Below are 18058 nucleotides of genomic sequence, written 5' to 3' on the forward strand. Positions count from 1 at the left end.
CAACTCATATCCTTTTTCGAGTGGTCACTCACATCCGATGCCCAATCGTAGCCCGGTCTGGCATTTCGCCGGGCTGTATCTTCCAAAGGTCTTGATATGTTCAACAAGGTTTTAATGGCTTCACTTGTGCTGGCATCGGCCGTCGGCGCGCAAGCACAAACAACAGCCCCGTCAGCTGATTTCCGGGTCATAGGTTCTGTAGTGCCATCCCCTTGTACCTTGACGCTGGGCGCCACAAGCGTCGTCGACTACGGCGTGACCAGCAACTCGGCAATACATGCGCTGCCCGTGGCAGCGGGTCCCTTGCGTTATTACGGTGGGCCGCTGACACAGAACAAGCCGCTGACCGTTTTGGCGTCATGCCCTTACGCGACCGTCATGGCACTGTCTTTTGTGGATAACCGTGCAAGCACCACGGAACCATTTATTCAAACGACTCCGCGATTCGGCCTGGGCACCTACAACCCACCCGGCGCGGCCGAGACGCCAATGCCAATCGGCAGCTTTTACATTTATCCGACGTTCCTGATCAAGCCCACGCCGACCGCGGCGGCGATCGCACCGCTGACCACGTTCAGCATGGCCGGCATCGCATCGGCCACCAATAACACCTGGACGGCCGGCAACTTGCGATTCCTGGCACCGGGTTCGATCGGATTCAGTGCGGGTGCGGGCGCCGCTGCTCCTACGGCCTTGGCAGAAATCAGCGCGACACTGAATGTCAATCTTGAGCTGCTTCAATCAACAATGGACAAAGCGACCACCGATGTGACGTTCGACGGCGCCGGTACCGTGACCCTGATCATTCTGTAATTCGTCTGCCGGCATTTGAATCACAAAACAGGCCCACTTGGATCACACCACGGCGATTGATTTTTTTTGAATTCTTGCCCTCCGTGTTGGGTTTGAAAACAAAAGGCCCTCTTGAAGACTCTCGAGGGCCTTTTTATTTCGGTAAAAAACCAAGACCTCGCTGCTCACACCGGGCATATACCCGTTCAGGCGTGCTGGAATGAACTTCGTGTCGATGGATGGCCGGACGCTCGCGGATGCGTTTGAATATCGCAGTGCCTCGGATTCCTTATAACGGGCACCACAATCAAAGACCTCAGCCGGCAGAACCGCAAAGACGATATTCACCTGCGGTCGCTGCTACGCTCCTCTTTTAATTGGTTACGCATGAACAAGCAGACTTTTCCCGCTCTCGTTTTTTTGATTGTATTTGTATCGGGGCATTTACATCCCGCCATGGCACAAGTCAAAAATCCCGCACTCAGCACGTCAGGTGTTGTCCCGGACACGCAGGTACTGCAGATTTCCGAATCGGATTACCAGGCGCAGATCAGCGTTAAAAATACCGACGCGAGCCCGCAGTTGCTCCACACCAAATTCTACGACGTCGAAAACGACAACGAACTGCGTTTATTCGCCTTGCCCCCGGTCACGCGCATCGAACCCGGCAAAAATCAGGTGGTGCGTTTCATTCTCGAAAAACCTGCCACACCACTTAAGGTGCAACATTACAAACGCATCACCTTCGAAGGATTTCCGGCCGGGGATGGCAACTATGAGCGATCCAAGATCACGCTCAACGTGCGGTATGACTTTCCCGTCATTATTTCTCCCAAGGGGCTGGCACGCAACGATTCACCGTGGGCGCTGCTGGAATGGCAGCTGAAGGGCAAAAACATGATCATTCGTAACCCCAGCGCTTATGTCGTTCGTTTGTCGCGCGAGGTCACGCTACTGCCCGCCATGCAGCGTTTTACTGCTTTCCCACGCACTTATGTATTACCGGGGGAGACCGTCGAAGTAGAAGTTCCGCAAACAGCCGGGATAGAACCGTTCACCGCTGCACGCATCTATCCTTCCACCATATATGGATTTGCGGCCGCCGATTACGACGCTCCACTGAAGCCGTGATATGCAGGCGAGCAGGCAACAGTCAGACGACCGGCAGATCTGCAATGCATTCAAAAAATCTGGGTCGCCGGTTCGCGGCGCCGTAGCGATATCTTGTGCCTTGGCATGCATCGCCACTGCTCACGCGCAGGATTTGCCCGAAAGCAAAAAGGCACCGGCCGCTGCCGGTTACCGGGCACAAAACTCGCCGTTCGATTTGCAATTGCTGAGGGACCGGGGTTTGAACCCCGCCATTGCCGATTATTTCAGTGTGCCACGCGGCTTTTCCGAAGGCCGCCAGATTGTCCAGGTCTCGTTGAACGGAAGCTCCGCAGGCAAGAAGTCGGCGTTCTTCGGTGCCGACGGCCGCCTGTGTTTTTCACCGGAATTCGTCCAATCCGTCGGCCTGTTCCCGATGGACGGCTCCATGGGTCCCGGAAGTGCCGCAGGGGCGGAAACCAGACCTTTTACCTCCACCGACACCTGCCCGGATTACCGTACCTTTTCACCACGTACGCTGGTCGATCTGCAGCCCGGCTCGCTGACCGTAGAGATCACCGTACCGGTCGAATACGTGCAGACGGTTATCAAGCCTGTTCGTACCGAATCCGGCGGCGTCGGTGCCATGTTCAATTACCGAGGTTATGGACTCGACTCACGTGCGTCCGGCGCGGCCGGGTCGGATTACCGCTACCGTTATCTGGACACCGCACTGGGATTCAACGCAGCTGACTGGCTGTTCCGTTCGCGCCAGGATTTCAGCGCCAGCGGCGGCGTCAAGGGCAATGTCAACCTGCGCTCGGCTTACGCGCAAAAGACTATCGAGTCGCGGAAACAGGTGCTGCAGCTGGGTCGCATCACTACCCAGGATCCGCTTTTTGGCGGCATTCCCATCACCGGTGCCCAATCGTTTCCGGAACGCGCTTTATATGGCGTGCAACTGAGTTTTCCGGTTACCGGTGTCGCAGCCACCCGAGCGCGCGTGCAGATCCTGCAAAACAATGTCCTCTTGCTTAACACGACAGTTCCCCCGGGGCCGTTCTCCCTATCCGATTACATCCTTCAAAATCGAAATGCCGACCTCGAAGTGCGTGTAACCGAGGAGAACGGCGCGGAACAGCGTTTTACGGTTCCGTCGTCCGCATTGCTGAGCGCATCGAACGGCGCCCAATACCAGGGCTGGAACGTTTCTGCCGGAACTTACTGGGACCAGACCCGGCAAAACGTCTTTTATGAATCACCCCTGGTGTCTGCGTCCAGTGGCTGGGAACACGGCATTTTCTCCGGGACCGGCGGTTTGCTGGTCAGCCGCAATTACATGGGCGCGGGTTTGGCGGTGAATGCCAGTCTGATCGACCGGACGACCAATGTGTTTGGCCAGGTGTTGGCGTCGCGTGACGCGGATCGTGGTTTTTCCGGCTTATTGGCCAGCATCGCAGGTGGTCGGCAACTGGGGACTGCCGCGCGAATCGGCGTTTCTGCCAACTTGCGCAGTTCGCACTATCGAAGCCTGCCCGAGGCATTGGCGATCGTACAACCGTCATCGTGGGTCGCCGCTGGCTATCGGTCACAGGTAGGTGGCACTTTCACCTGGGCGACAGGCATGCTGGGTGGCTTCGCCCTGGGCTTGACCCGTGAGGACTATTTTTATGGCAAGCCGGGGCACATCGCGACGCTTTCTTGGAACATGTCCTGGAACAACACCACCAGCCTGAACGTCGGCGTGGCGCACCGTACCGCTCGGCAGTCGCCGATCGATGTACTGAACGCTGCAGCCGGCGACACGCGCATCGCGGGCAGCAATTACGTCTATGTGAACCTGATGATGTCCATGGGCGCAGGCGTGACGTCCCGATCGTTTGCCCAGCGCACCGACAACACCGACCGTGCCGGCACCAGCATCGACCATAGGATCACGCCACAACTGGGTTACCGTGCGACGGTCGAGGAAGTTTCAAGCGAAGGCGGCAGCCGCAGCCGCGGTACGGCCCTGTCGGTCTATGGCACGCCGTACTACACCAGCCTGAGCGCCGGATTGAGCCGTGTGCGCAACTATGAAAGCACCTATGCCGAGACCAGCGGCGCAGTGCTGGCGACCAGTGACGGGGTGGCGTTTTCTCCCTACCCCGTCCAGGACAGCTTCGGCACCCTTCGGACAGGCAACCTGAGCGGGGTCCGCATTGAGACCCCGCAGGGTTCGGTCTGGTCCGGGCTCGGGGGACTGGCGGCGCTGTCCTATCTGCCTCCATATCAGGAGTCCAGGCTTGAACTGGGCGGCAGTTCCATACCGCTCGACATCGAGGTGAGCAATGGCCTGCAGGTGGTGGAGGCGAGCCGGGGCGCGGTGCTGACGCTCAATATGAAGATGCAGCGTGTCAGTCGACTGCTGCTGGAGGTGAAACGACCGGACGGTTCCCCATTACCCGAAGGCTCAATCATCTTGCGCGGCGGAACCGAGTTCTTTGCCTCGTCGACAGACGGCGGCCGCGTTTTTATCTCGGACATGGATCCAGGTGATGTCTTCTACGCCGAACTGGCCGATGGGAAGCGTTGCGCCATCGAAGAGATAAAGAGCCAGCCGCGCAAGGACGATGACCTGTTCGACAAGGCATCTGCAGTTTGCAGATAGGAAAAGCCGTGAAAATCAAAATCCGCCCGTTGCGTACTCTGAAAATCCGGCAAGCCATGACATGGGTCTGGCTGGGGTTTGGCTTGCTGTTACCGCATGGGACCCATGCGGCCTGCGCAGTCAATATGCCGGCCGCTACTGTCGATTTTGGCCGGACGCTGTATTCGGCTGGGGCAGACTTCGAAGTTTCCGGTTACCGGGTCTTGGGCAGCCCGATGATGATCCTGGTGTCCGTGACTTGCGACGCCGACCGTGACGCCGTCAATTTCGGCATTACCAACGTCATGACTCTTGAACGTGGGTTGCTGCGCTGGGATTCAGGAAGGACCGGTGGCGCCATCCGCTTACGCGCCATCCGTGCCACCGCAGATGGTGTTCAGGTGAATTTCTTGACCAGCAACGGCGACAAACGTGCGGTGCTCGATGTTGTAAAAGACGGCGACCTGGTGGGTCTGGACCTTTCGAGCGTACGCAACCGTGGCCGCAACTTCATCGTCGAATGGCAAGTGACCGGCCTGGTGGATAAATCGTTTATTCCCAATGCCAACACCACCTTCAGCATATCCCCGCGTCTATCACTGCTGCCCTGACGAATTCAGGGCCTAGAAAATCCCAGCCCTGAAAAGATGTTCGTGTGGCCTTGAAATATTGAGCTGTTCATTGCGGCCATGAATGGTCAGCATCATTCGCCCGAATTCGTCACGTTTGATCAGATGGATCCGACTGACGTTGACAATATGGCTTCGGTGAATTCTGATGAACCGGTCGCCCGGTAGTTTCGCTTCTACCGCCTGCATGCTCATTTGAAGCAGTCCATCTGTGTCTTTCAGGACCACGCGGGTATATTTTCCATGCGCTTCGAAGTAACTGACCTCGAGCAGAGGGCACAGGATGATGTCCCGCCCCTTCATCATCCGGACCGTTTGCAGCTCTTTGGTGGAAGACGGTTCTCGCACCGGTGAGGGCAGATTATCCTTCATGGGCTCGTCTGGCTCGAATGTGGAATTCAGCATATTGTCGACGGCGCTTTTAGTGGCTAACCCGAACATGGTGGAACCATTTGCCTGGATCATGAGAAGCCTCGGTGGTTTTTGCTCTGAGCTAATGGGAGCGGCCATACACTCTCAATGAGATTATGCCGCCAGCCCCCACGTTGCCCCAGTGTGTGTTTCAGAATATAACCACCGAATGGTTTGACGCCGTTTTTCTGAATCAAAGCGATAAATCAAAAAACTCGCACAAAGTTTATGTTTTGGTGCTTAAATGGCAGCTGGTGTATGCAGGCGTTTCAGAAATCAGGCGAATCCGGTGATCAATTGAATTATTGCCGAGTACCGTCCCGTTCTGCGGGTGGTTTCATAATCTAACCATCGACATGATTAAGCGCACGTAACCCAAATCGAATCAATTCGGCAGTGCCAGGCAGCGCTCTAGAACCCCAACATCCGCCCCGTGCTGCAGCGGGCCCTGCCATTCGGAACCATGCCTTCCAGTTCTGCGCCACGCCCGTCGGGCGGCAGGCCGGTCGAAAAACGCACCTGCGGGTTGCTGTAGACCTTCTGATCCGGTCCGACGCCGCCGGCATCACGCAGCAGGCGCTCGCTGCCTCGGCCGGTCTGGATGGTGGCACTGCCGTCGTCACGCACAGCGACGGTGACGCCGTTGTCGCACTGGTAGGGACTGCCGGCGAAGTACGGCGCCAGGGGGTGGGTGCCGCAGGCGGCCAGCAGGCTGACGGACGCCATGGCGGCGACGGTGATGAATTTCATGGCAAGGCTCCAGGGGTTCCACGCGGCCACAGGGCCCAAAGACGCAGGCTCTGCTTGAGGCGGCCTGCGGTTTCACCGGCATCCGCGCCCCAGCCGGTAAAGAAATCGGCCCGCACGGCCCCGACGATGGCACTTCCGGTGTCTTGCGCCATGACCAAACGTTGCAGCGCGGCGGTGGGGCCGGGCGAGGCCAGCCAGACCGGGGTGCCGTAGGGGATGCTGGTGCGGTCGACCGCGATGGAGCGGCCGGGGGTGAGCGCCACGCCTTGTGCGCCGCGCGGGCCGAAAGAGGCTTCGAGCGCATCCAGCGGTTCTTCGCGGAAGAACACATATCGCGGATTGGTCCACATGAGTTCGTTCACCCGCTGCGGGTTCTGCGCGAGCCAGGCGCGGATGCCGGGCCAGGTGGCGTCGCGTACCTGGCCGGTCTGCAGCAGCCAGGTGCCGATGCTGCGATAGGGCTGGTCATTGGTGCCGGCGTAGGCCAGCCGCACCAGGCGCACGCTGCCGTCGGGCTCGCTGATGCGCAGCCGGCCCGAGCCCTGGATGTGAAGCACCATGGATTCGACCGGATCCGCCAGCCAGGCGATGGCCCGGCCCTGCAGTGCGGCGCGGGCTTCGGGCAGGGTATCGATCTGCTGGCGGGTGTACCAGGGCTTGCGCTGGCCGAGGCCGGCCGGCGCGGCGTACAGCGGCACGTTGAAACCCGGGACCTGCACACGGCTGGCCGGCACGATCGGTTCGTAATAGGCGGTCAGCAGGCCGTCGGGGTTGCCGTCGGCGGATTCGACCCGGTAGGGTTGGAGCTTGGCGACCATCCAGGCGCGTTGTTCATCCGGTGTGGCGATGGTCAGCCGGCGTACGTCGCCGCACAGGCCGGCGAATGCGGGGCCGGGCCGTTCGCAGCTCTTGGTCCAGGCGTTCCAGGCCTCGAACAGGTCGTCGTTGGCAAAACCCGGCAGTTCGGACCACTCCACCGGCACCCAGCGGCCCTTGCCGGCGACAGGTGCGGCGGGCACCGGATAGATCGATCCGCCGATGCCGTCGGGCACGGTTGCCGGAACCGGCAGCATGCTGCCACCACTACTGACGGAAGGGGGCAGGCTCGGAGACGCGCAGGCCACGAGCAGCCAGGCGGCGACCGCACCCAGCATTCCTAGAATGGCCCTGTCCATCGAACGCCGCTGCGGGAGTCTTGTTGTCATGGGTCTGATTTTGCTCGAAGCCTTGCTGGCGCTCGGCGTGCTGGTGCTGATCGTCTGGTGGACCATGTTTTCCGGGCGGAACAAGGGCGAACCTCCGCAGCCCGACGACAACGACAGCCCCCGCTGAAGCGCAATTACATGGAGAAACTGGCCGGGTGACAGGCCTTCGAATAATGTGCCTTTCGGTCTTCGTATCGAAACCAACACAAGAAGGAACTCTCGCCATGCGCAAACTCATCCTCGCAGGAACCGCAGCCGCCGTATTGCTGGTCACCGGCTGTGCCGACATGAACATGAGCGACACCCAGCGCCGCACCGCCGTCGGGGCCGGCGCAGGTGCCGCAGGTGGCGCCGTGCTGGGCGCGCTGGTCGGCGGCGGCAACGCTGGCAAGGGCGCGCTGATCGGCGCGGGTGTCGGTGCCCTGGGCACCTACATCTGGTCGAACAACATGGAAAAGCAGAAGCGCGAAATGGAAGCCGCCACGCAGGGCACCGGCATCTCGGTCTCGCAGACTTCCGACAATCTGCTGAAGCTGGACATCCCGAGCGATGTTTCCTTCGACACCGGCCGGGCCAACGTGAAGAGCAACTTCGCGCCGGTGCTGGACCGCTTCGCCGCCAGCCTGCAGAGCAACCCGGCCAGCACGGTGCGGATCGTGGGCCACACCGACAGCACCGGCAGCGATGCGGTCAACGACCCGCTGTCCGTCGACCGCGCTGCCGCCACCCGCGATTACGTGGTGATGCGCGGTGTGGATGCGCGCCGTTTCGCCATCGAGGGCCGTGGATCGAAGCAGCCGGTGGCGTCCAACGACACCAATGCCGGCCGCGCGCAGAACCGCCGCGTCGAGATCTTCGTGGGCGAGCAGGGCCGATCCTGATCGAACGGGCCGGACCTGATCAGGCCGACCCATTAGCTGGCCTTATCAACTGCCGCAAAAAAACGATGACCGCTGCGTGACGGTGCTGCCTAGGATGGGCGCTTCCCACTCATTGGAAAGCGCACTTCCATGGCACATCTGCCGGTTTCCCAGGTTTTCGTCGCATCCGTTCTGGCGTGTTCGTTCCTGAGCACAACGGCGCAGGCGCAGACCGCTTCCACCCTCGACAAGGTCAAGACCGCCGGGTTTATCACGGTCGCCTATCGCGAGGCCTCGATTCCCTTTTCCTATCTTGCCGACGGCCAGAACCCGACCGGTTTCGCCTGGGAGATATGCGGACGGATCGTCGACGAAGTGAAAAAGGCCACCGGCCGTGCGGATCTGCAGGTGAAGACCCAGGCCGTGACATCGGCCAACCGCGTGCCCTTGCTGCAGAACGGCACCATCGACATCGAATGCGGCTCGACCACCAACAATTCCGAGCGTGGCAAGCAGGTGCAGTTCGCCACCAACTATTTCTACACCGGCACCCGTTTCCTGGTGAAGGCAAGCTCTCCCTTCAAGTCCCTGGCGGACCTGAAGGGCAAGAAGGTGGTGTCCACCACCGGCACCACCAACATCCTGGTGATGCGCAATGTGAACAAGGAAAAGAACCTGGACCTGGACATCATGTCGGCCAAGGACCATGCCGAATCCGCGTTGCTGGTAGAGAGCGGGCGGGCCGATGCGTTTGCCATGGACGACATCCTGCTGTACGGCATCAAGGCCAATTCGGTGAACCCGTCTTCGCTGGCCGTGGTGGGCGAGGCGCTGCAGGTCGAGCCCTACGCCATCATGCTGCGCCGCGACGACCCGGCCTTCAAGACGCTGGTGGACGGCACGCTGGCCACCCTCATCAAGAGCGGCGATTTCCAGAAGCTCTATACCAAGTGGTTCCAGTCGCCGATTCCGCCCAAGGGCGTGAATCTCAACGCGCCGATGAGCGACGAGCTGAAGGCCAACCTGACCGCACTTTCGGACAAGCCAGCGCTGTGAACGATTCCGGCATCCTGGGGGTGCTGGGCGGCATGGGGCCGCTCGCCACCCTGGACTTTCTTCGCAAGGTGCTGGACGCCACGCCGGCCCGGGTCGACCAGGACCATGTGCCGGTCGTCACCAGTTCCATCCCCCAGGTGCCGGACCGCACCACGGCCTTCCGCGGGCAGGGCGAGTCGCCGCTGCCCGCTCTCGTCGCCAGCGGCGAAAGGTTGAAACGCGCCGGCGCCGGGCTGATCGTCATCCCGTGCAACACCGCGCATCTCTGGTTCGAGCCGCTGCAGAAGGCGCTCGGCCTGCCGATGCTGCACCTGATCGATGCGGCACTGGATGAAACCGACGCCCTGGTCCCGGCCGGAGGCAAGGTCGGCCTGCTGGGCACCGCCGCCACCATCGAGTCGCGCCTGTATCTCGACCGGCGCAACGACGGCCGCCCGTGGCTGCTGCCCACAGAAGCCGAGATGGACACCTGGGTGATGCCCGGCATCGAGGCCGTGAAGGCCGGCGACAAGTCCGGCGGAGCCGCCTTGCTGGTGATGGCCGCACAAGCCCTGGCCGACCGTGGCGCCGAGGCGCTGCTGCTGGGCTGCACCGAGATTCCCCTGGTGCTCGACAACGGCAACGCGCCGCGCCCGGTGGTCGACGCCACGGCTGCCCTTGCACGTAGAAGCGTGGCCTGGGCGCTGGCGCAACGAGCCGAACACGAACAGGCGGGCTGATGTCGGCCGGCCAACGTGTCTGCGTGCTGGGCGCCGGCATCGTCGGCAGCGCCACCGCATATGCCCTGGCCCGGGAAGGCTGGCAGGTCACCCTGGTCGATGCCCACGCCCGTGCCGGCCAGGGCGCCAGCAAGGCCAACGGCGGCCAGTTGAGCTACAGCTATGTCGAGCCACTGGCCACGCCCACTGCCTTGCGCTCGCTGCCGCGCTGGCTGATGTCGGCCGACAGTCCGCTGCGCTGGCGGCCGCGCGCCGAGGCCGCGCATGTGCGCTGGCTGCTCCAGTTCATCGCGGCCTGCCGCTGGCCGCAAGTGCAGGCCACCACCGACGCACTGCTGGGTCTGTCGTTCCTGAGCCGCGACGTGCTGCACCGCTGGCTGGACGAAGTGCCCGGCCTGCGCGAATCCGCGCGCCATGCACAACCCGGGAAACTGGTGATTTTTCGTGACCCGGGCTACCGGGCCGCGGCACAACGGCAGATCGACTGGCAGAGCGCCCATGGTTGCCGGCAACGCATCGTGGATGCGGCCGAATGCCTGGCGCTGGAACCTGCGCTGGCAGCCACCGGCGGCGGCGCCATCGCCTTCGGCGTGTGGACTGCCGACGAGGAAGTTGCCGACGCCGCACGGCTCGCCGAAGGCCTGGCCGAGGCGTCCGGCGCGGTGATGCGGCCAGGTCAAAAGGCGTTGGCGCTGGAGCTGCGCGCCGGCCGCGTCGTCGCCCTCCGGTGCGATAACGAAACCATCGAAGCCGACCATTTCGTGCTGGCCGGAGGCCCGGCGTCTTCAGGCCTGCTGAAGCCGCTCGGCATGGCCTTGCCGATAGAACCGATCAGGGGCTACAGCGTTACGCTGCCCATCGTCGATGCGGCAGCCGCGCCACAGGTCAGCATCACCGACAACGGCCGCAAACTGGTGCATGCCCGGCTGGGCGACCGGCTGCGGGTGGCGGGTTTCGCCGAGCTGTGCGGGCCGCATCCGGTGGTCGACCAGCGCCGCATCGAAGCGCTGTGCGCTGCGGTGGAACAGACTTTCCCGGGCGCCTGCGATTACCGTGACCCGACACCTTGGGCCGGCCTGCGTCCGGCCACGCCGAGCGGTCGGCCGATGGTGGGCGCCACACGTGTCGCCAATTTGTGGATCAACGCCGGCCAGGGCGCGCTGGGCCTGACGCTGGCGAGTGGCAGCGCCGAACAGCTGGCCGCATCGATGGCCGGCCGCAAGCCGCCGTTGCCGACCGGCAACTTCCGGGTGCCCGCATAGGAATCAGGCGCCGCAACCACCGTCGATGCCGGCATCCGGTCCCACCATGCGTGGGTCTCGGCCGCGCCTGCCTGGCTATCCAGCCGTGGTGACCGGCTGGCATGGCGCCGCGCTAACCAGGCGGGGTGGCCGTGGCGACAGTCGCCGACCCACCCGCGCCACATGGCGGAACCGGTGCGACTGGACGGCATGGTGCGGCGGACCGATTTCGCTGTACGTCGCCCGCAGGAAACTGCTGCCGGCACGCACCCTTGCGTCGGTCGATTTCGTGGTGGAGCGGGCCGAGGCCCCTGGCTTTGCACGGCTGGTCCGGGCAGGCCGACCGACCGGCTGCGGTGGCCGGCGTCACTCGAGGCTGAGGTTGGCGTTTTTGATCACCGCGGCCCAGAACTTCTGTTCCTGGCGCACGAAGTCGGTGAACTCACCGGTTCCCATCGGCATGGGCTGGATGCCCAGGGCTTGCAGTTCCACCTGGTTTTCGTCGGTGCGCAGGGCGGCCACCAACTCACGGCTGAGCCGGCGCACCACGCCTTCGGGCATGTTGGCGGGCCCGACCAGACCTTGCCATGCGTAGGCCTCGAAACCCGGTACGCCAGATTCGGCCATGGTCGGCACGTCCGGCAGGATGGGCAGGCGCTGTGCGGTGGCCACGGCCAGCACCCGCACCTTGCCTGAACGGATGGCGGCCAGGCTGGGCGGCAGGTCGATGAACATGGAGTTGGCCTCGCCGCTGATGACGTCCTGCAGCGCCGGTGCCGAGCCCTTGTAGGCGACATGCTGGATACGGGTGCGGGTGCGCTGCTCGAACATTTCCAGCGCCACGTGCAGCGGTGAGCCGGGCCCTGACGATGCCGACGTCACGCCGTCCGGCGTGCGGCGCGCGAGAACCAGGTATTCCTGCACCGTGCGGGCCGTGAACTTCGGGTTGACCACCAGCACCAGCGGCATTCGCCCCAGGCCGCCGATCAGGCTGAAGTCGTTGCGGGCGTCGTAGCTGAGCGTTGCATACAAGGCCGGGTTGAACGCCAGCGTGCCCGAGTCGGCGGTGCCGACGGTATAGCCGTCCGCCGGCGAACGGGCGATGAAGGTAGCGCCCAGGATGCTCGCCGCCCCCGGCTTGTTGTCGACCACGATTTCCTGGCCGAGGTTGCGACCCATGCGGGTCGAAATCTTTCGGGCGATCTGGTCGGTGGTGCCGCCGGTGGCGTAGGGAACGATCCAGCGGATCGGCTTGCGCGGGTAAATGGGAGCCTGCGCACGGGCAGGCATGCCGATGACTGGAAAAGAGCTGGCCGCAATCATCTGAAGTGTGCGGCGCTTGGATGAACACGCGATCATTTGTGCATGATAAATGGTTCAATAGATTCGAACTGCATCACAAGTAACTTTTATCTGACTCAAGGCAAGATAGCGGCCTTTTCCGGTCGTTTTGTCTTTCATGCTTGCCATCATCCTCACCGTCTTCTTCCTGCTCGACATCCTGTTGGCGGTGCTGTCGGCACGCGCCGAACCCGGGGCGGTGATCCGCAAGGTGGCGATCGTGTTCTTTGCGCTTCAACTGCTGTTCGGCGTCGGCGGTGGTGCGATCGCGGTGTTCAGGACGCTGACGCTGCAGCCCTGAGCGTGAAGGCCCGGCCGGCACGCTTCGTGCACCCCACCGCGCAGCCATGAGACTCAAACACATCGAGGTTTTCAATGCGGTAATGCTCACCGGCACGGTGGGAGCAGCTGCGCGGCTGCTGCACGTCACCCAGCCCGCCGTCACCCAGGCCCTGAGGCTGGCCGAACTGCAGCTGGGTTATGACCTGTTCACCCGGCAGCGCCAGCGGCTGGTGCCGACCAAGGAAGCGCAGGCGCTGTACCCGGAAGTGCAGCAGCTGATGTCGCAGCTGGAGGCGGTGCGGCGCATCGCCGGAGCGCTGGGCAACGACGAGGCGACCGATCTGCGCATCCTCATCGTGCCTTCGCTGGCGGTGCGGGCGCTGCCCGACGCGCTGCAGCTGTTCCGCAAGAAATATCCGGCCATGAACGTGTCGGTGCGGGTACAGCATTCGCGCGAGATCGCCCAGGCGGTGGCCCTGCAGGAAGGTGACGTGGGGATCGTGTACGGCAGCAAGGCGCATCCGGCGGTGGATGAACAGCTGATCGCCACCGGTCGGCTGGTGTGTGTGTCGCGCAGCGAATCCGCCAGGGCCGACAAACGCAGCACGGTGACGCTCGACGAGGTGATGCGTGCGCCCTACATCCGCATCGACGACCGCGACCCCATCGGCACCATGCTGGCCGAGCAGTGGTCGCGCCTGGGCAGCGCACCGCAGGGCGGCATCACCGTGCAGACGCACCACATCGCGATGGTGTTGGCCGAGGAAGGCTTCGGTCCCGCCATCGTCGATTCGTTCACCGCCATGGCGGTGCGCAGCGACCGCCTGCATGTGCGCACCGTGCTGCCCGAAGTGGCGGTCGAAGTGCGAGCGCTGATGCCGCAAGGTGTGCGTTCGCCCAAGGCGGTGGGGGTGTTCATCGACGCATTACGCCAGGTGACCGGCGGCGCGGTGCCGCCGGCCTGAGACACTCGGGGCATGTCTTCGTTGGATTCCCAGAACGCCCCCGCCTCCCCAGCCCCCCTCAGCCCGACCGACGCCGCTGCGTTGGGCCTGGGAGCTTTCGACGAGGCGGTCGCCGCCAGCAACGGCTTTCGCAGCCGCGCCGGCCAGCGCGGCATGGCCGAGAAAGTCGCGCAGACACTGGGTTCCGCCACCCTGGGCAAGATCGAGGAAGGCGATGAGCCGGTGCGCGCCATCGCGGTCATCCAGGCCGGCACGGGCGTCGGCAAGTCGCTGGCCTATTGCGCACCGGCCATCGCCATCGCGCTGTCCCGCGGCACCCGGGTCATCATTTCCACCGCCACCGTCGCCCTGCAGGAGCAACTGGTCGCCAAGGACCTGCCGGCACTGGCCGCGCTGCTGCCCTCGCCCTTCCGATTCGCGCTGGCCAAGGGCCGCGGCCGGTATGTCTGCCGCCTGAAACTGGAGCGCCTGGGCGGCCTGACCGAACCCGAGATCGACGAGGACGACCCGGAAGACGACCTGTTCGCCGACGACAAGGCCGCCGCCCAGCGCAGCGCCCGCGAGATACGGCCGGCCCACGAGGTCGAGGCCCGGGTGAAGTTCTATGCCGGCGTGGCACAGGCGCTCAGCAGCGGCGCCTGGGACGGCGACCGGGATTCGCTGGAGACACCGCCCGCACCCGACGCCTGGATACCCATGGCCGCCGAAGCTGCTTCATGCACCGGCAAACACTGCCCGTCGTTCGGGCAATGCGCCTATTACGAGCGCCGCAAGACGCTGGTCGGCGCGCAGGTGATCGTGGTCAACCACGACCTTCTGCTGTCTTCCCTAGGCAACCGGCTGCTGCCGGAACTGGACAACAGCCTGCTGATCCTCGACGAGGCGCATCACCTGCCCGGCACTGCGCTGGCGCAGTTCGCCTGCCGCATGGACCTGGGACGGCACGGATGGATCGAGAAACTGGCGCGAAAGGCGGTGCGTTTCGGCTCTCAGCTCGGCGTCACCGAGGTGTCGGACATTCCGGGTCATGCCAAATACCTGCGCGAGGCCTTGCAGGACGTGGAACGGCTGGTGCTCGACCTGCACGGCGAAACCCTGCGCGCGGCACTGGCCGGCCCGGCTCGCGGCATGGCGCGCGCACGGCTGCCGCGCGGCGAGATCCACGAAGCGCTGGTCGAGCCGCTGGGCCAGGTGGCGCACCACACCGAGGGTTACCTGACCGCACTGCGCTGCATCGCCAAGGCGCTGCGGGCGGAGATCAAGGAATACCCGGAACAGGGCCGGCGCCTGTCCACCCAATATGCCCAGCTGGGCGCCGTGGCGCCCCGGCTGGAGGCGGTGCTGGAAACCGCCCAGCTGTTGCTGCGCGACACCGAACCCGGCGCCGTGCCGGCCGCCAAGTGGTTCACCCTCGAAATAGACGGCGACATCCCGGTGGTGCAAGCCCATGCCAGCCCCCTGCTGCCCGGCGCCACGCTGCGCAACCGGCTGTGGGGCACGGTGCGCGGCGCGGTGCTGACATCGGCCACGCTGACCAGTTGCGGCAAGTTCGATTTCTTCCTGCGCGAGTCCGGCCTGTTCGACGACGACGCGGCCAGCACACTCGAAGTGCCCAGCCCCTTCGACTACGCCGCCCAGGGCCGGCTCATCGCTGCCGAAACCCGCGCCGACCCGCGCAACGCCGCCAGCTATACCGAAGAGATGGTCCAGGCGCTGATCCGCGACCTGATGACGGTGAAGTACGGCGCGCTGGTGCTGTTCACCTCACGCGACCAGCTTCGCCAGGCGGTTGCCGCGCTGCCGCCGGTGCTGGTGCCGAGGGTGCTGGTGCAGACCGCCCTGCCCCGTGCGCAGTTGCTGGCCACCCACCGCATCCGGGTGGCCGACGGCGCGCCGTCGATCATCTTCGGCATGCAGTCCTTCGGTGAAGGGCTGGACCTGCCGGGTCGGCTGTGCGAGTCGGTCTTCATCACCAAGCTGCCCTTCGCACCGCCCGACGACCCGGTAGGCGAAGCACGTGCCGAATGGCTGCGTGGTGCGGGCCGCGACCCGTTCGTGGAACTGGTGGTGCCAGCCACCGCCATCCGTCTGGCGCAATGGGTGGGCCGCGCCATCCGCACCGAGGAAGACCGCGCCAGCGTGTATTGCTACGACAAGCGCCTGGTGTCGACGTCTTACGGCCAGCGGCTGCTGAACGGCCTGCCGGCCTTCACGCTGGTGCGACCGGGCGTGGGCAGCCCGGCGGCCCACGCCTGAAGTTTCGGAGCTTCAGGCCTCGGCGGCCACCAAGGCGCTGAAATGCGCGCCGTTCACCAGGCGTGCCTTCATGGGCCGCACCGCATCCTGGATGGCGCCGATGTGGTCGGGCGTGGTGCCGCAGCAGCCGCCGACGATGTTGACCAGACCTTCGGCCGCGAACTCGTGCAGCAGGCGGGCGGTCACGTCCGGCGTTTCGTCGAAACCGGTGTCGCTCATCGGGTTGGGCAGGCCGGCGTTGGGGTAGCAGCAGATGAAGGTGTCCGGCGCCGCCTTGTTCAACTCCTGGATGTAGGGCCGCATCAGGGTGGCGCCCAGCGCGCAGTTGAGGCCGATGGCGAGGGGCTGCGCGTGGCGCACGCTGTGCCAGAAGGCGGTCACCGTCTGGCCCGACAGGATGCGGCCCGAAGCATCGGTCACCGTGCCGCTGATGATCAGCGGCAGGCGTTCACCGCTGTTCTCGAACCATTCCTCGATGGCGAACAGCGCGGCCTTGGCATTGAGGGTGTCGAAGATGGTCTCGACCAGGAACAGGTCGCAGCCGCCCCGGGCAAGGTCTTCGGCCTGCTCGTAATAGGCCCTGCGCAGCGACTCGAAGTCGACGTTGCGGGCGCCCGGATCGTTCACGTCCGGGCTGATGCTGGCGGTCTTGGGCGTGGGACCGAAGGCGCCGGCCACGAAACGCGGCTTGTCGGGCGTGCTGAACTTGTCGCAGGCGGCGCGGGCCAGCCTGGCGGACGCCACGTTCATCTCGCGCGCCAGGGCGGCCATGTCGTAGTCTTCCTGCGCGATGGTGGTGGCGCCGAAGGTGTTGGTCTCGATCATGTCGGCGCCGGCCGCCAGGTAGCCTTCGTGGATGTCGCGGATGACGTCGGGCCGGGTCAGCGACAGCAGTTCGTTGTTGCCCTTCACGTCGCGGTGGAAATCTTTGAAGCGGTCGCCCGATCCGTCGGTGCCGCTGTAGCCCTCGCCCCGGTACTGCGCCTCGCCCAGCTTGAAGCGCTGGATCATGGTGCCCATCGCGCCGTCGAGGATGGCGATGCGTTCGGCGAGGATGGCCGGCAGAGCGGCTGCACGGGTGTAGCGAAGGGTTCGGGAAGACATGCAGCATTGTAGAAAAAGACGCTTTCCCCGTCTTCCTCCGCCACCACGCTGGTGCCTTTCCAATCCCGAGGAGTTCCCATGTTTCCCAACAACACCCGTTACGAGTCCGTCAACACGGCCTCGTGCCTGCCGAGAACGTCGAGGACACCGAGCCACCTGCAGCAACTGACCTTTGTGACCCGCGCCAAGGCCGACGCGGTGCTGATGGGCCTGACCTATGGGCAGAAACCCGTGGTCAGTCTCCCTGACATGAGGTGCATCCGCGACATGACGGCCGACCGCACGCTGTTCGACATCGAGATCGAACAGCGCGTCGACGGCAAGGCCGTGGTGAAGAAGATCCCCGTGTCCCAATACGCCTACGCCACGTCCTACTGCCTGTTTCTCGAAGGTCGCCCCGAGCATTACCTGAGGCTCGCGACATATTCGCAGCACCTGATGCGGGGAACCCCCGTCCAGGGGGCTTACCAGGCGCTCGAGGCGCTTGAATTCGTGACCAGCACCTTTCCCCTGACGGAGCCGCCTTCGTCGGCGGAGACAACGAATCCCGTGCTCGGACAATTGCAGGCGAGCGCTTCTTCCGGACCGTCCGTGGCGGCGGATTTCAGGCCGCCGTCCGTGGACCTGGAGCCACCGCCGGGAACGCCGGTCAACCGGCGCCAGCGGCGACGGCCTTTGCAACGCTCCTGACCGAGAGACAGCGGATTTCCAGGGTCAACGCAGTCCGCG

19 protein-coding genes are annotated in these 18058 nt (G+C 64.0%); 13 read left to right on the forward strand and 6 right to left on the reverse strand.

Going from position 1 to position 18058, the window contains the following annotated elements; all coding sequences use genetic code 11:
- The first annotated feature begins 96 nt into the window (after nucleotides 1-96).
- The gene (locus AC3ANW_RS20700) at nucleotides 97-813 is read left to right on the forward strand and encodes a DUF1120 domain-containing protein (RefSeq protein WP_488342707.1); all 717 of its coding nucleotides are present in this window, start codon (nucleotides 97-99) and stop codon (nucleotides 811-813) included.
- A gap of 42 nt (nucleotides 814-855) precedes the next feature.
- Here AC3ANW_RS20700 and AC3ANW_RS20705 read toward each other — a convergent pair whose 3' ends face one another.
- Nucleotides 856-1140, reverse strand: a complete 285-nt coding sequence (locus AC3ANW_RS20705) for a hypothetical protein (RefSeq protein ID WP_488342708.1) — start codon at nucleotides 1138-1140, stop codon at nucleotides 856-858.
- A 39-nt stretch (nucleotides 1141-1179) separates the two neighbouring features.
- On the opposite strand from AC3ANW_RS20705, the gene AC3ANW_RS20710 reads away from it, so the two are divergent.
- From AC3ANW_RS20710 to AC3ANW_RS20720, 3 genes are read left to right on the forward strand one after another with little or no spacing between them, the layout of a single operon-like run.
- Nucleotides 1180-1923, forward strand: a complete 744-nt coding sequence (locus tag AC3ANW_RS20710) for a fimbria/pilus chaperone family protein (RefSeq protein WP_488342709.1) — start codon at nucleotides 1180-1182, stop codon at nucleotides 1921-1923.
- A 1-nt stretch (nucleotide 1924) separates the two neighbouring features.
- On the forward strand, nucleotides 1925-4531 hold the full coding sequence (locus tag AC3ANW_RS20715; protein ID WP_488342710.1) for a fimbria/pilus outer membrane usher protein: 2607 nt from the start codon (nucleotides 1925-1927) through the stop codon (nucleotides 4529-4531).
- Nucleotides 4532-4539: 8 nt separating this feature from the next.
- Complete coding sequence (locus AC3ANW_RS20720; protein ID WP_488342711.1) at nucleotides 4540-5121, forward strand: hypothetical protein; 582 nt, start codon at nucleotides 4540-4542, stop codon at nucleotides 5119-5121.
- A gap of 12 nt (nucleotides 5122-5133) precedes the next feature.
- Here AC3ANW_RS20720 and AC3ANW_RS20725 read toward each other — a convergent pair whose 3' ends face one another.
- The 3 genes from AC3ANW_RS20725 to mltA form a co-directional block, all read right to left on the reverse strand.
- Nucleotides 5134-5604 carry a LytTR family DNA-binding domain-containing protein gene (locus AC3ANW_RS20725; protein ID WP_488342712.1) on the reverse strand — a complete coding sequence of 157 codons (471 nt, stop codon included), beginning with the start codon at nucleotides 5602-5604 and terminating at the stop codon, nucleotides 5134-5136.
- A 357-nt stretch (nucleotides 5605-5961) separates the two neighbouring features.
- Nucleotides 5962-6300: a hypothetical protein gene (locus AC3ANW_RS20730; protein ID WP_488342713.1), complete on the reverse strand. Its 339-nt coding sequence runs from the start codon at nucleotides 6298-6300 to the stop codon at nucleotides 5962-5964.
- On the reverse strand, nucleotides 6297-7505 hold the full coding sequence (mltA, locus tag AC3ANW_RS20735) for a murein transglycosylase A (RefSeq protein ID WP_488342714.1): 1209 nt from the start codon (nucleotides 7503-7505) through the stop codon (nucleotides 6297-6299). The genes AC3ANW_RS20730 and mltA overlap by 4 nt, the downstream gene beginning before the upstream one ends.
- Between mltA and AC3ANW_RS20740 the strand changes: the two genes are divergently transcribed.
- The 5 genes from AC3ANW_RS20740 to AC3ANW_RS20760 all read left to right on the forward strand — a co-directional run bounded on the left by AC3ANW_RS20740 (nucleotide 7504) and on the right by AC3ANW_RS20760 (nucleotide 11402).
- Nucleotides 7504-7632, forward strand: coding sequence for a hypothetical protein (locus AC3ANW_RS20740; RefSeq protein ID WP_488342715.1), 129 nt, complete (start codon nucleotides 7504-7506; stop codon nucleotides 7630-7632). The two genes, mltA and AC3ANW_RS20740, sit on opposite strands and share 2 nt — an antisense overlap.
- Before the next feature lie 97 nt (nucleotides 7633-7729).
- Entirely contained in the window at nucleotides 7730-8386 is a 657-nt protein-coding gene (locus tag AC3ANW_RS20745; protein WP_488342716.1) for a YiaD family glycine zipper/OmpA-like lipoprotein, read from the forward strand.
- 129 nt (nucleotides 8387-8515) lie between these two features.
- Nucleotides 8516-9421 (forward strand): amino acid ABC transporter substrate-binding protein, encoded by a 906-nt coding sequence (locus AC3ANW_RS20750; RefSeq protein WP_488342717.1) that lies wholly within the window; start codon nucleotides 8516-8518, stop codon nucleotides 9419-9421.
- Complete coding sequence (cuyB, locus tag AC3ANW_RS20755; RefSeq protein ID WP_488342718.1) at nucleotides 9418-10140, forward strand: cysteate racemase; 723 nt, start codon at nucleotides 9418-9420, stop codon at nucleotides 10138-10140. Before AC3ANW_RS20750 ends, cuyB begins: the two co-directional genes overlap by 4 nt.
- Nucleotides 10140-11402: a D-amino acid dehydrogenase gene (locus tag AC3ANW_RS20760; RefSeq protein WP_488342719.1), complete on the forward strand. Its 1263-nt coding sequence runs from the start codon at nucleotides 10140-10142 to the stop codon at nucleotides 11400-11402. The genes cuyB and AC3ANW_RS20760 overlap by 1 nt, the downstream gene beginning before the upstream one ends.
- Before the next feature lie 345 nt (nucleotides 11403-11747).
- Here AC3ANW_RS20760 and AC3ANW_RS20765 read toward each other — a convergent pair whose 3' ends face one another.
- Nucleotides 11748-12671 carry a Bug family tripartite tricarboxylate transporter substrate binding protein gene (locus AC3ANW_RS20765; RefSeq protein ID WP_488342720.1) on the reverse strand — a complete coding sequence of 308 codons (924 nt, stop codon included), beginning with the start codon at nucleotides 12669-12671 and terminating at the stop codon, nucleotides 11748-11750.
- 169 nt (nucleotides 12672-12840) lie between these two features.
- Here AC3ANW_RS20765 and AC3ANW_RS20770 point away from each other — a divergent pair, with 169 nt between their 5' ends.
- The 3 genes from AC3ANW_RS20770 to dinG are packed head-to-tail and all read left to right on the forward strand — an operon-like array spanning nucleotide 12841 to nucleotide 16225.
- Nucleotides 12841-13023: a hypothetical protein gene (locus tag AC3ANW_RS20770; RefSeq protein WP_488342721.1), complete on the forward strand. Its 183-nt coding sequence runs from the start codon at nucleotides 12841-12843 to the stop codon at nucleotides 13021-13023.
- A gap of 46 nt (nucleotides 13024-13069) precedes the next feature.
- The gene (locus tag AC3ANW_RS20775; RefSeq protein ID WP_488342722.1) at nucleotides 13070-13969 is read left to right on the forward strand and encodes a LysR family transcriptional regulator; all 900 of its coding nucleotides are present in this window, start codon (nucleotides 13070-13072) and stop codon (nucleotides 13967-13969) included.
- 12 nt (nucleotides 13970-13981) lie between these two features.
- Nucleotides 13982-16225 carry an ATP-dependent DNA helicase DinG gene (gene dinG, locus AC3ANW_RS20780; RefSeq protein WP_488342723.1) on the forward strand — a complete coding sequence of 748 codons (2244 nt, stop codon included), beginning with the start codon at nucleotides 13982-13984 and terminating at the stop codon, nucleotides 16223-16225.
- A 12-nt stretch (nucleotides 16226-16237) separates the two neighbouring features.
- On the opposite strand, the gene AC3ANW_RS20785 is transcribed toward dinG, so the two are convergent.
- Nucleotides 16238-17329: a homocysteine S-methyltransferase family protein gene (locus AC3ANW_RS20785; protein WP_488342724.1), complete on the reverse strand. Its 1092-nt coding sequence runs from the start codon at nucleotides 17327-17329 to the stop codon at nucleotides 16238-16240.
- Nucleotides 17330-17407: 78 nt separating this feature from the next.
- Here AC3ANW_RS20785 and AC3ANW_RS20790 point away from each other — a divergent pair, with 78 nt between their 5' ends.
- Nucleotides 17408-18019, forward strand: a complete 612-nt coding sequence (locus AC3ANW_RS20790) for a hypothetical protein (RefSeq protein WP_488342725.1) — start codon at nucleotides 17408-17410, stop codon at nucleotides 18017-18019.
- The last annotated feature ends 39 nt before the right edge of the window (nucleotides 18020-18058 follow it).

This window comes from Xylophilus sp. PBN-3R, assembly GCF_057747805.1.